Source organism: Spirosoma sp., assembly GCF_026391055.1.
Lineage (GTDB): Bacteria > Bacteroidota > Bacteroidia > Cytophagales > Spirosomataceae > Spirosoma.
This window is the reverse complement of record NZ_JAPLET010000025.1, coordinates 166,545-180,214: the sequence shown is the minus strand read 5'-3', so window position 1 is coordinate 180,214 and position 13,670 is coordinate 166,545. Positions and strand designations below refer to the sequence as shown.

Genomic DNA, 13,670 nt, shown 5'->3' with positions numbered 1-13,670 from the left:
ACCGATGTCAAACAAGTTTTCAACTAAACAGTGGGCATTTGTGCTGCTACTGATCCTCGGGGTCGGTAGCGGCCAGGTCCGGGCGCAGCAGGACAAGATGTTCTCGCAATACATGTTTAACATGACGGCCATTAACCCGGCCTATGCCGGCAGCCGGGATGTACTAAGCATGTCGGCCCTCTACCGGAACCAGTGGACTGGTTTGCCGGGGGCTCCGCAAACGGCGACGTTTACGGCCGATATGCCTCTTAACAATGAGCGCGTTGGTGTTGGCTTGCAGCTTTACGGCGACAAAGTGGGCGTTATTCAGGAAACCGGCGCGTTTGCTTCCTACGCCTTTCGTATAAAGGTGGGGACCAAAAGCACACTGGCGCTGGGTTTACAGGCGGGTGCGTCGAGCTATCAGGCCAACCTTACAGATGTACGAACATCGCCCGATAACCAGATTGACCCGGCTTTTGCCACCAACATCTCGAAGATGCTGCCGAACTTCGGTACGGGCATTTACCTGAGCAACGACCGGTCGTACCTGAGTATATCGGTACCCCGCCTGATCAAAAACAAGCTGAGCGAATACAATGTAGGCGAATACCGGTCAGTACAGGCCCGCCACGCCTATCTGGCTGCCGGGTTTGTGGTGGGTATCAGCCCTGTTGTAAAGATGAAGCCCTCGTTTCTAGCGAAGTATGCAGAAGGTGCCCCGCTGGGTTTCGATGCCAACATCAACTTCTGGTTCGCTGACCGAATCGCTATAGGTGCGTCTGTTCGCCGGAATCAATTCTCTACCTGGACGAAGTATACGACCGATGCGGTTGTTGGCCTTCTGGAGGTGCAGTTGACCGACCAGTTTCGGTTTGGCTACGCGTACGACCGCACAATGAGCAACCTGCAAAGTGTAGCCCCCAGTTCGCACGAGATTATGATCCGATACGAACTCGGATTTGGTAAGAACCGCATCCTGACACCGCGCTATTTCTAATCGGACACTAGTAGCCCGGTGATGTAAGATTTTGGCACAATGGTGGAACAGGGAGGCAGTCACATGACTGCCTCCCTGTTCCACCATTGTGTTTTTTAATGCTTCATAATCAGCGGGTATAATGGATTATTATCGCTCTGTATATAGCATTTTCGGCGTAGTATTTGCTTGTCAAAAAAGTAGACTCCCGTTCGTTGGTCGGTGACATGTCGTTTCATTTTTTGTGTGGCTCTCAACATTTTATACTGTATGATACGTATTTTTTCTGTGCTTCTACTAACCTGGGTACTCGTGAGTCCATTGAGGGCCCAGTCGCTAACCCAAAGAGCTAACCAGCAATTCGATCGGTTAGCCTATGCCAGTGCCATTGAATTATATGAACAGGCACTGGCCAAACCCGGTGGCCTGTCGGAAGTAGAGTTAAGGGATGCTAAAGCCAAATTAGGCTATAGTTATCAACAGATGCGCGACACACCAAATGCCGAGCGAGTATATCGCGACCTCATCAATAAGAGTACGCTTCCGCCCGATTTCGCAAAATTCTATTTATACTATGCCCAGGCGCTGGCTACCAATGGGAAATACCGCGAAGCTCAGGAAGCCTATGATAAGTACGGCAGCGTACAGGCAAGTGACAAGCGAAGCGCTTCATTTTCCGATCTCTACCGCGATGTTAGCGCCCTCACCCGAAATGCTGGTAGCTATAAAGTTGAATTCCTGACCCTGAACACTCGAAATGCTGAATTTAGCCCGATACTCTATAAAGACGGGCTGGTATTTGTATCAGCGGGCAACGCCGGTAATGGCGTAAAGCGGGTGTTCAAATGGAACAATACCCCTTTCCTGGATTTATATTATCTCCCAGATCTGAAAACGATACAAGCTTCAAAATCATCGAGTCTCGGCGGTAGTTCGTCGGCGGTTAAAGCCGCCCGCAGCCGCCTGATCCGCCGACTTGGCCGCGACGATTACACGGCACCAACCGCCAATGATTCCCGTACAGTTGGTTTTTTTGGTGATAACAACATTAGTATGGGTTATGAAGATCAGCCCATTAGTGAATCGGATCGGTTTAGCCGTACCCTCAATACCAAATACCACGAAGGACCTGCCACGTTTACAAAAGATGGTTCACGGGTAATATTCACGCGCAATAACTACAACGAAGGGCAATACCGGGAAAGCACGGATGGAGTGAACAAACTCAAACTGTACACCGCCACGCAAACGAACGGAATCTGGAGTGAGGCCGAAGAACTGCCCTTTAACAGCGATGAGTTCTCGACAGGACATCCTGCTTTATCAAAAGATGATAAACTGCTCTACTTCTCGTCCGACCGGCCCGGCGGTTTGGGAGGCACTGATATTTATGTGTCCAGATGGGCAGATGGAAAGTGGGGGAAACCGATCAATCTGGGTAAAGACGTTAACTCCAAGGGAAATGAACTATTCCCGTTTGCGGATGAAAAAGGGAATATCTACTTCTCGTCCGACGGACGTGCCGGACTGGGTGGTCTGGATATTTTCTACGCACAGCTAACGGCTGATGGGCAGCAGGGCAAAGTTGTTCGTAATCTGGGAGAGCCGATCAATTCGGCCAAAGATGACTTCGGCATTGTGACCGATGGAGAACGGAACAGCGGTTATTTTAGCAGCAACCGCAAAAACGGCGGGGCTGATGATGATGTGTACCGGTTTACCCGAGAAGGGTCACTCTACCCATGCCGCGAATTGACCGTGAGTGTAGTGGATGCCAGGTCAAAAGAACCCCTTGCCAATACCTTAATTGCCATGGATAGCCCGGATAATAACAAGCAGAAAGAGCTGAAGACAGATGCTGACGGGCTGGTTCGCGTATGCCTGGATGCGGATAGTGACTTTAAATTTATGGCCAGCCGCAAAGGCTATATTAACAATAAAGTTGGGTTCTCGACCAGAGATCTTTCCGACGATCATCCAACCCATCTGGAAATCCTGCTCGACAAGCCGGAAGTTGCCAGACGCACGGCCTCTGAACTGAAGGGACGCGTAACAACCCAGGCAGGTAAATTGCCCATTGCCGGGGTGAATGTAATGTTGGTAAACAGTTGTGACAGCACGATGCAGCGAACAACAACCGGCCCGGACGGAAGCTATACGTTTATGATACAGGCCGGATGCGACTACTCCATCGAAGCCATAAAAAATAATATGGGAACCTTGGGAGGACATATTTCAAAAGATGGCGTTGGTACCACCGATGTAACAATGTTTAAGAAAGGAGACATCATCTCCATCGATAACATTTACTACGACCTCAACAAGGCGGTGATACGTCCCGATGCCGCCGTTGAACTCGATAAAGTAGTGAAACTGCTCATCAAATATCCGGCCATGATCATCGAGATGCGATCACATACCGATAGCCGGGCAACGGCTGTGTATAACAAAACATTGTCGGGCAACCGGGCAAAGTCGGCTGTTGCGTACCTGAAATCCAAAGGGGTCGCCATGAAACGGATGATAGCTAAGGGCTATGGGGAGAGTCAGTTGCTCAATAAATGCAAAGACGGAGTTGGCTGTTCTGAGGAAGACCATCAGAAGAATCGCCGGACAGAAATCAAAATCTTGAAACTGGAATAATATTTCTGAATGGTGGAGCCTTCTGCGTTAAAACGCCAAATGTCCTGTACCTAAACGGGATGTCTGGCGTTTTAGATTTTTAGCGTTACCCTGTTGATATGATGTTTACCTTTACGGTACCTATGCGTTTTATTCCGTATCATTCCTTTATTGTTCTGCTGATTGGTAGTTCACTAGTACTGACAGGGCATCGGGCTCAGGCTCAGAAAGAAGTACTTTTTTCTCAGTATTTGCAGAACCCGCTGAGCATAAATCCGGCCTATGCGGGCAGTCGTGAATCCTTTAATCTAAGCGCTTTTCTCCGGCGTAAATGGATCAGTGTACGGTATGCACCCGTAACACAGAGTGTCTCGGCCGATGGAGCCATCGCTAACGGGCGTGTTGGACTAGGATTTCAGGCCTTAAATGACCGGATGGGGCTGTTTGCCACAACGGGCGTTTATGGGAGCGTTGCCTACCGTTTCAACCTGCCAGCTCTGGCCAAACTATCCATTGGTGTGCAGGGTGGCGTCAATGTAGTGCCGGTATTCGATGTAACAACGGCAGCCAGTATAAATCGCGCTGTTGCCAGTGTGGGCGTTGGTCTGTACTACCAGTCCGACCGGTTTTTTGCCGGTGTTTCTGCCCCCGAACTGGGCGGGCAACTAACCGACGCAACGGGACGTTCTCTATACAAGAGCATTAGGCCGGTTATGATTCAGGCGGGAGTTCCCATTGAGGTGGATGAAGGTACCGTACTGATACCCTCCGTACTCATCTCCAAAATGGCGGATCGCCCGTTGGGGGTAGATATCAACCTGCGGGCCTGGTTTAATGAAGAAATCGGCCTTGGCCTGTCGTATCGGCAAAACAGCCCCGGACTGATCCAAACGAACTATATCCAGGCATTTGCCGAATATCAGCTGACCAAAGCCATTCGGCTGGGCTACACTTTTTATTCACAAACCCCCGAAAGCCCTAACGCCATGCAGTTTGATCAAAAAAGCGTACACGAAATTATGTTGCGCTTCTCACCAAACTCGCTGAAGTTTACCTATTAGTTTAGGACTGGAAACAGTTCTTAACGTAAACTGAAAATAATTAATAACTTAGCCCCAAAGAAACGTAACTCAACGCCCGCTTGAAATCGCACGACGATCTTTCCAGGGCTGACATGTTGCGCTATCTGTCGGCCAACAGTCGTATGCCCAGCCAAGCTATTATTCAAAATCTATACATCCCCAGCGACCTCGACCGTGAGTTCCCGCTGGCTCCTCACTTTGTCCAGACATTTGGGAGCTACCCGAACTACATTCATTTTAATGATGATTTTAAGCCCTCCGCTCAGCCATTGCTGGATAGCCGGGGGTTTGTGCTGATCAACCAGTCGACACGCATTAATGACGAAGGCTGGCATACTATCGAACGGGTCTATCAGCACGACGAAGGGCTGGTGTTGAAAGCCGAATTTGTAGGTGACCGCTTTTTCCGGCTTTACGGCTACTACCGCGATGAAGCTTCGGCCAAAAGGCTGCTGGAGGGGTTTCAGGAACATAAATACGTACATGAAGACAATCAGACGCATATCTATCTGATTCAGAGTGGGCTGGGAGGGCTGCACACCGAACGAGTCGAGATTTTGCCGCCCGACATCGACATTGATCTGCATTACAACGACGATTTTCCTGTTGTTCACGAACGCCTGGTAACGTTGCTGGCACAGCCCAAAAGTAAGGGCCTTATTCTCCTGCATGGTGAGCCTGGAACCGGCAAAACAACTTATATTAAACACCTCAGTTCGCTGGTCAAGAAGGACATGCTCATTCTGCCGCCTTACATGACCAACTACCTGACTTCTCCCGAGATTATTCCGTTCCTGCTGGATAATAAAGAGTCGGTACTCATTATCGAAGATGCTGAACGAATCCTGCAATCGCGCGAAGCCGGGGGCGATACCAACAGCGTTTCCAACATCCTCAACCTAACGGATGGTCTGCTGGCCGATTGCATGCATATTCAGGTGATCGCTACCTTCAACGCCAGTAAGCATCTGTTAGACAAAGCGTTGCTTCGGAAAGGTCGTCTTATGGTCGACTATGCGTTCGGGAAGCTGTCACCCACTAAAGCAAATAATCTGCTCACTCATCTAGGAGTCGATCATCGGACTGATCAACCCATGACCCTGGCTGATATTTTCAACCTCGATGAGCAGACGGTATCCGGTGAGCGCCAGGAAGCGTTAAAGGTTGGTTTTTAAAGGTATTGACACGGTATGTCTTCAACACACCTGATGACCTATGAAAAACGGCTGTTTAGTGCTTTTTTTTTGGCTCGGCATTCTGTTTTCAACTGTTGCCCAGACGGGTTTGCCTCCCGTTTTTCCGATCTACCCCGACTCCGTACAAACGCCCGATACAACCCACATTCAGGTGCTTGAAGATGCCCGTGGGGAGCTGACGTTTGAGCAGGTACGGCAGAGTAATGCGTTTCGTGTAGAACCTTTCTTCGACCCAACCCGGCGCGCGCACGTATACTGGCTTCGGATGCGGCTCAGAAATACAGGTTCCGATACGCTTAATCTGTACCTCAGTGATTTCAGCAGCAACTACCTTGACCTATACTGGCTGAATGCCCGCAACCAGTGGCAGCACCAACGTACCGGCGAACTGGTGCCGCTTAGCCAGGTGCCTTCCCGAAACGGTAACAAAGAGCGTAATCGTGTATTTTTTACCCTGGCACCGGGCCAGACGACCACCCTGTACCAGCGGTCGGAAAACGCGTTCTGGCGACCCCCGCTAACGTATCTGTCAACCCAATTGCAATCGGAAGAAAGTCGGATCAGGGCCGTTTTTAATTACGTTCGGGTAGAGAAGGAATGGAAGACTTATTTCTTCGATGGCATCATGATCGGCATTCTGCTGCTGGCCGTTTGTTATAACCTGCTTATATTTTTTTCGATAAAAGACAGGGTTTATCTCTACTTCGCTATCTGTCTTTTCTTCTTCACGCTGGACAGAAATGCTTTTTGGATTCAACAGGCTTTTTTCGAGGAATATCCGTATGTCTTCAATGTATTGTCTCATTTTTTCTTCCTTGTCTTCTTCATCTTTTTTATTCAGTCGATCCGGAGGTTTATCCAGCCGGTTCCGGCTCTCTCACGGTTAAACAGGGCTATCGGTGGCTTTCTGTTAGTAACTTCTTTATTCATTGTCGTTCAGTTTTTCTCTTTCAACAAGGCGTGGTTTCCGCTGAACGAAGCAGACATACTCATTAATGCGCTGATTCGGGTGGTCTATAGTCTATGCGCTATCCTGATTCTGAAGATGATGAAAACCGGCTCCGTGGATGCCCGGTTAGCTCTACTGGCTAACGCCCCGTTGTTTATCTTCTGGCTATTCACCCTGAGTACGCTGATCGCAGGTCAGTATTTTAATGCCGACATGCTGAAAAGCTTCGGGCGCGCATTCGATTATCTGGAAAGTATCTGCTTTGCCTGGCTGATCATTGTTTTTTCCGGTGCACTTATCAACCGCTATAACCTGACTAAGCAGCGGCTGGCTCAGCAGATTATTGAGAAGGAACAGCTTGAGCGTGAGCGGGAACTGGAACGAAGCCGACTAATTGAAGAACAGAAAATTGTGCTGGAACAACAGGTAGAAGAACGAACCGCCCAGTTAAAAGCGTCCCTCGAAAACCTGCGGATGACTCAGGACCAACTGGTTCAGAAAGAGAAAATGGCTTCGTTGGGTGAACTGACAGCCGGTATTGCCCACGAAATACAGAACCCCCTCAATTTCGTGAACAACTTTTCGGAGGTGAGTATCGAACTGCTCGACGAACTGAAAGAAGGGCCTTTGCAGCAACTACCCGATTCGGAGAAAGAGTATGCCGGGGAGATTATGGGCGACCTGACGCAAAATCTGGAGAAGATTACCCACCACGGTAACCGTGCCAGCAGCATTGTTAAGGGTATGCTGGCACATAGCCGGACAGCAGACGGCGAACGTCGGCCGACCGACCTCAATGCACTGGCTGAAGAATTTATGCGCTTGTCGTATCATGGTCTCCGCGCAAAAGACAAGACCTTTAACTGCGAACTGGTAACCCAATTTACCCCAAACCTACCCCTCGTAACCGTTGTGACACAGGATATAGGCCGGGTGTTGCTGAACCTGTTTAACAATGCTTTTTATGCCGTTTCGGAAAAAAAGAAACAACTCGATGCTGTTGGTGAAATAGGCTATAAACCAACGGTCAGTATCAGTACAAAGCAGGTTGGAAAGGTCGTGGAAATTCGCGTGACCGATAATGGTACCGGGGTTCCGGAGGCAGTTAAAACCAAAATATTCCAGCCCTTTTTTACCACCAAGCCATCGGGAAGCGGCACCGGTCTGGGCCTGTCGCTATCGTACGACATTGTCACAAAGGGTCACGGTGGCCTGCTGACCGTTGAAAGTGACCCCACTACCGGAACCGCATTTACGCTGGCTTTGCCAGTCGACCGGGATAGTGAATAGTGGGTTAGGTAGGTGTGTGAAAGTGATTTAAAAAGGTAAACTTTATCTTTGTTCGATTACATAATCGTCTTATGAGCCGTAACACCTTTGTTCGCTATTGCCTGCCTTGCTTTTTGCTCTTTCAGCTACTAATGACCCGCCTGTTTGCTCAGGTAAGCGTTCAGCAGTTGCTCACCGAGAATCGCACAAATCCCATTGGTTTGGACGTAACCATTCCCCGTTTAAGTTGGCAGCTTGCTACGGTCAAGCGCAATGTGATGCAAACAGCGTACGAGATCAGGGTGAGTACCGATGCAGCATCGGTTGCTAAAGGAACAAGCTGGCAATCGGGGCGGGTGGCGTCCGAACAGTCCGTTCATGTGCCTTACGGCGGAGCTGCTCTGCAACCTAGCCAGCGGTACTACTGGCAGGTGCGGGTTTGGGATAACACCTCACCAAAGCCGTCGGCCTGGAGTACCCCTGCTTTCTGGCAAACTGGTTTAATGAATGCCGCGAACTGGAAAGCTAAGTGGATTCAGCAGGGTTTCCCCGGCGATAGTGTTCATAGCCCCAGCCCTCTGTTCAGAAAAGCCTTTGCCACGTCGAAAAAAGTGCGCTCGGCCGTTCTGTACATGACGGCGCATGGTATTTACGAAGCGCAGATTAACGGGAAGCGCGTGGGTGATGCCTACCTCACGCCCGGCTGGACCAGCTATAACCAGCACTTGCAGTACCAGACCTACGATGTTACAACCCTCTTAAATCAGGGCCAGAACGCCATTGGTGTGACACTGGGCAGCGGCTGGTATCGCGGACGAATGGGCTGGGCCGACCAGAAAAATATATATGGCAACCAACTGGCTTTACTCGGACAACTGGCCATCACCTATGCCGATGGAAGTTCCGAAACCATTAGTACCGACGAAAGCTGGAAATCATCCACCGGACCTATCCGTTTCTCCGAAATCTATGACGGCGAAGTATATGATGCGCGGCTCGAAAAAACGGGCTGGACCCTGTCCGCTTATGCCGATGCCGACTGGTCGGGCATAATGGTAAAGCCATTTGGCTACGCGAATCTGGTAGCGAACTACAACGAACTCATCCGCCGTCACGAAACGGTGAAACCGGTGAAGGTGCTCACCACACCCAAAGGCAAAACGGTCCTCGATTTCGGCCAGAATCTGGTGGGCTGGGTGCAGTTGCGCGTAACGGGTAAAGCCGGTGATAAGGTTGTTCTCTCGCACGTAGAAATGCTCGATAAGTTCGGCAATCCCTACTTGGAAAATCTGCGCACCGCCAAAGCGCAGGCGACCTACCTGCTTAAAGGAGGGACGGAAACACTGGAACCCCATTTCACCTTTTTCGGCTTCCGGTATGTGCAGGTAGATGGCTTGACCGGCCCCATCAATCCTGCCGATTTTACGGCCGTAACCCTGTACTCTGACATACCTAAAACGGGGGAGTTTGCCACTTCTAACCCCCTGATCAATCAGTTACAAAGTAACATTCAGTGGGGGCAGCGGGGTAATTTTCTGGACGTACCAACGGATTGCCCCCAACGCGACGAACGCCTGGGCTGGACCGGTGATGCCGAGGTATTTTCTCGAACTGCAGCGTTCAATTTCGGAGTGAACAGCTTCTTTACCAAATGGCTCAAAGACGTTTCGGCCGATCAGTTTCCGAACGGGGCCGTGCCCTTCGTGATTCCGGACGTACTCCGGGGGCCCAATCCCAGTATGGCCGGAGCCGCTGGCTGGTCGGATGCCGGTATTATTATTCCCTGGAACATGTACGTTGCCTACGGCGACCGACGGCTGATCGAGCAGCAGTATGCCAGTATGAAAGCCTATCAGGGATATATGGAAAGCGTTGCTAAAAATGACCTTTGGAGCGAAGGGTTTCAGTTTGGCGATTGGCTATCATTTGTCACAACAGAAGGAAGCCCGGCCTTTGAAGCTAAATCGGCGTTTACCGATGTGCATCTGGTGGCACAGTGCTTCTATGCCTACAGCACCGACCTCATGCGTAAAACCGCCACGGTACTGGGCAAAACGGATGATGCCGCCCATTACACGGCTCTGCTGGAGCGAATTAGAAAGGCGTTCCAACAGGCATACATGACCCCCACCGGTCGACTGATTTCTGACACGCAGACTGCTTACGTACTGGCCCTGCAATTCGACATGCTTCCCGAAAACCTGCGTCCACAGGCCGTTGATCGCCTGGTCGACAATGTGAAAAAATATGAAAATCACCTGACAACGGGCTTTCTGGGTACGCCGTTCCTGTGTCCGGTGCTAAGCCGGTTCGGCCGTACCGATGTAGCTTATAAATTGCTGTTGCAGGACACGTATCCATCGTGGTTATACCCGGTCAAGATGGGGGCAACGACCATTTGGGAGCGTTGGGATTCGATGAAACCCGACAGCACGTTCCAGAGCCCGTCTATGACTTCCTTCAACCACTATGCCTATGGTGCCGTGGGCGACTGGATGTACCGAACCATCACCGGTATCGACACCGACGAAACCAAAACGGGGTACAAGCACACCATCATCAGGCCGCATCCGGGCGGGGGCTTCACCTCGGCAGAAGCCAGTTTAAAAACCTATTACGGCACCGTTCGCTCGGGCTGGAAACGCGCTTCGGATGCGCTGACCATGACCGTTGAAATCCCCGCCAATACCACCGCCACGATTTACGTACCAGCGAAAAATGCAGAGGCTGTTCAGGAGGGAGGGAAACCACTCGGGGCATCGGGCCTGACGGCGGCCGGAACAGAATCCGGTTATGTGCAGATTAAAGTTGGTTCGGGCGTTTATACGTTTACCAGCTCCGGTTTTTGATTCGTGGCCAACTTGCCGTAGCCTGGACGTCCACGTCTGGGCGAGTGATGTGATGTCGGTTTCTCAAAACCGACATCACGTCTATTTATGAGACTACTTTTAATCAAAAGCTCTGCAAATAAATGATGATTTTATCCTATTTTGACTAAGTTTGTCGTTCAAACAACCCTGGTCAAACGTTTATGAAACTTTTCTCCATTGTATTGGCAACCGGCCTTCTGATTACATCAGCGCTACGTGCACAGGATTCTCCGACTCGGGAAGTGGGTTTACGGCTCACTAGTTTCGACAGCTTCGGAATGGTCTACAAAAAGAAGCTTGACGAAAATACGTATCGACGTTACCGGCTGGCCTTTGGCAATCTCGGTGCTAATTTTGTTCAGAGTAATACAATGGTTGCTTTTTCGGCCGGGGGCGCTATGGGTAAAGAAAAACGCCGGAACCTTACCGACAAGCTTCAGTTCATTTACGGAACCGAATTAATTGCCAGTGTCAGTCTTAATTCGTCGACAAGCGGCTCTGTGACGGTTGACAACGGCAGTGGGGGCGTTGTGACCTACACGGGTTCCAGTTTACTGTTGGTAACCCCCTCGGTAGGTATTGGCTTTGTCTTGGGAGCCCAGTATAATTTCAATCCGAGGTGGTATATCAGTGCGGAGCTGATTCCATCGGTAACGGCGAGTGGCACATTCGGAAATGGTACCTCTTTCTACAGTATCCAGGCCGGATTTAATTCTAATAGTGCCGGTATAACGGGAGCTTACCGGTTTTAATGTAGAGAGGTTAAAAGTCAGCTTTTTTTACCGCGTATTTATCGCTCAGGTTATTCAGCCACCTTGTCTGCGCGCGCTGGGCATCCTCCATACTTTCGTAATAGTTAAAATCGCTGGTACACATTTCATTCGCTGGGTTACAATGGCTCTGTACGTAGGCACTGTATTGCTGACTGGCCTTTTTGATCTCCTCATCGTCCAGTTTCATCTGCTTGATGGCGGTGTAAAAGGCTTGTGGCTTCCGGCTGTTTCCCGCTTTCAGCACTTCTTTGGAGAGCCCCCAATAATAGTAAGTTGTGCTGGTTGGTTTGAAAAGAGCCAGCAGTGCAGCCCGGCTATTGTCGGTGCTTAAATAGGTTTCTTCAAAGTCGCTGACCACCTTCTCACTGACCCCGCTTTTCAGCAAACTACTTTTAAACAGGCCGTAGTCCGTTGCTGCGTTCGGGGTGTTAAGGATGGTCTGAAGCCATTTCCACATCTGTTGTCGGCCAATCTGTTGCTCCAGGGCAGTTAGCAGCAAAGGAATGTACTGGTAACGGTAGACCTCGTCAATGTCACCGGTTGCATTGATCTTCCGTAAGGGCGTGAAGTCGGTCATGCTTTTTGTGGCGCCAATATAACGTTTAAGCTGACGGTCATAAAAAACCTGCCCAATCAGGTCGCGGGTGGCTTGTAGGGAGATATATTCAGTCATACCTTCCAGAAATACCCAACGCAGAGTCGAGTTGGGCGTCACGACCGACCCAAAATAATAATGCCCTAGTTCGTGCGCTATGAACGATAGGAGAGACGAGTCGGCAAGCACCAGTTTCTTTGGATCGACCAGCGTGTTAAGCCAGCCTTTTGGGCTAACGCTGGCAATGGTTGGGTAGCTAACGAACAGCCAGTCATTCCGTTTGGAAACGGGTGTGCTGGCCAGCAGGGTAATATCTGCTCCGTACGGAATCTGTAGTTTCTGGGCGTAATACCCTTTAATCCGGGAGAACCAGCCATCGAGTACAGTGGCCTGTGGTGCGGTGAGAGTCGTGTTGAGCAGGTAAGTGTTCTGCTCCTTTCGAAAGTCGAAATCGCCCACAAACAGGAGTAGTGGAAAGGGGCGGTCCGACCGGAAACGGGCCTGCTGTCCGTACTGGGGCGGACAGCCATTCAGGTAAATGGCTTTTGCGTCGGGCGCATGAATGGTAATGTCGAACGTTACATTCTGGTAGTCTTTGTCTTCGGCGATGTCGTACAGGATCGGGTACCAGGCGGTCTGCTCTGAGGCTCGCAGGGTTTTTCCGTTAAAGGCGATGTTCCCTTTCCAGTCGCCCCATTCGCTGCGTTTCGCAGAGTCGCCCGAAACGGGGAAGGCTCCTACATAGCTAACCTTGAATCGACCGGGCAGATACCGGCCTTTCTGGTCCTTTTCGGGAAACCAGTACTGGAAACTCTCATCTGACTTATCGGGCTTGTACTCGCGCCCTGAAGCATACGAGAACGTGTTGGTACTATCTCTGAAAAACTGGATGTTCAGGCCCGCATTCAACCGAATGGCATAGTTTGTCGTCTTAGGGAGCCGCGACACATCAAGATCTGCTTTAAACGTACCATTTTTGATGGATATGTACACGTCGCCGGTGATGTGCGGAGTCTGGGCATATCCTGAGAAGCCGGTCAGCAGCAGGGCTACCAGTAAAAGTTTGCGAGAAGTCATACATGGTGATGGTTATTACTTCTATAAGGCTGGTCGACAAACCCCTTACTCATTATGCTTTATTTATCAGCGGATATCACCATAGTGCCTGAAACGTAGATAGTTATACGCATGCTGGCCCGCTGGGAATGCCGCCGAACAGTTGGATGGTTTTGCTTGCTAAAATCAACAAGCAGGCTGATTTATATCAGGCTGACAACGAAGTAAGTATGCTTGTTTTGTGCCGTAAACAGACGGCAACAACCGGATGTACTTATCCTTAACTCAGGTAAAACTCCT

Annotated in this window: 8 protein-coding genes; 7 read left to right on the top strand and 1 reads right to left on the bottom strand. The window is 50.2% G+C overall.

Annotated features, from left to right (window positions below; genetic code table 11):
- The first annotated feature begins 4 nt into the window (after positions 1–4).
- The 7 genes from NT073_RS22630 (at position 5) to NT073_RS22600 (ending at position 11,698) form a co-directional block, all read left to right on the top strand.
- Positions 5–979 (top strand): type IX secretion system membrane protein PorP/SprF, encoded by a 975-nt coding sequence (locus NT073_RS22630; protein ID WP_297378019.1) that lies wholly within the window; start codon positions 5–7, stop codon positions 977–979.
- 249 nt (positions 980–1,228) lie between these two features.
- A complete protein-coding gene (locus tag NT073_RS22625; protein ID WP_297378017.1) occupies positions 1,229–3,601 on the top strand; it encodes an OmpA family protein in 2,373 nt (790 codons plus the stop codon).
- Between the two features lie 122 nt (positions 3,602–3,723).
- Complete coding sequence (locus NT073_RS22620; protein WP_297378014.1) at positions 3,724–4,641, top strand: PorP/SprF family type IX secretion system membrane protein; 918 nt, start codon at positions 3,724–3,726, stop codon at positions 4,639–4,641.
- 80 nt (positions 4,642–4,721) lie between these two features.
- On the top strand, positions 4,722–5,837 hold the full coding sequence (locus tag NT073_RS22615) for an AAA family ATPase (RefSeq protein WP_297378011.1): 1,116 nt from the start codon (positions 4,722–4,724) through the stop codon (positions 5,835–5,837).
- A 40-nt stretch (positions 5,838–5,877) separates the two neighbouring features.
- On the top strand, positions 5,878–8,097 hold the full coding sequence (locus NT073_RS22610; protein ID WP_297378008.1) for an ATP-binding protein: 2,220 nt from the start codon (positions 5,878–5,880) through the stop codon (positions 8,095–8,097).
- A 71-nt stretch (positions 8,098–8,168) separates the two neighbouring features.
- Positions 8,169–10,925, top strand: coding sequence for an alpha-L-rhamnosidase (locus tag NT073_RS22605; protein WP_297378005.1), 2,757 nt, complete (start codon positions 8,169–8,171; stop codon positions 10,923–10,925).
- A 182-nt stretch (positions 10,926–11,107) separates the two neighbouring features.
- Positions 11,108–11,698, top strand: coding sequence for a hypothetical protein (locus NT073_RS22600; protein WP_297378002.1), 591 nt, complete (start codon positions 11,108–11,110; stop codon positions 11,696–11,698).
- 10 nt (positions 11,699–11,708) lie between these two features.
- Here NT073_RS22600 and NT073_RS22595 read toward each other — a convergent pair whose 3' ends face one another.
- On the bottom strand, positions 11,709–13,391 hold the full coding sequence (locus NT073_RS22595; RefSeq protein ID WP_297377999.1) for a M1 family aminopeptidase: 1,683 nt from the start codon (positions 13,389–13,391) through the stop codon (positions 11,709–11,711).
- Positions 13,392–13,670: the final 279 nt, after the last annotated feature.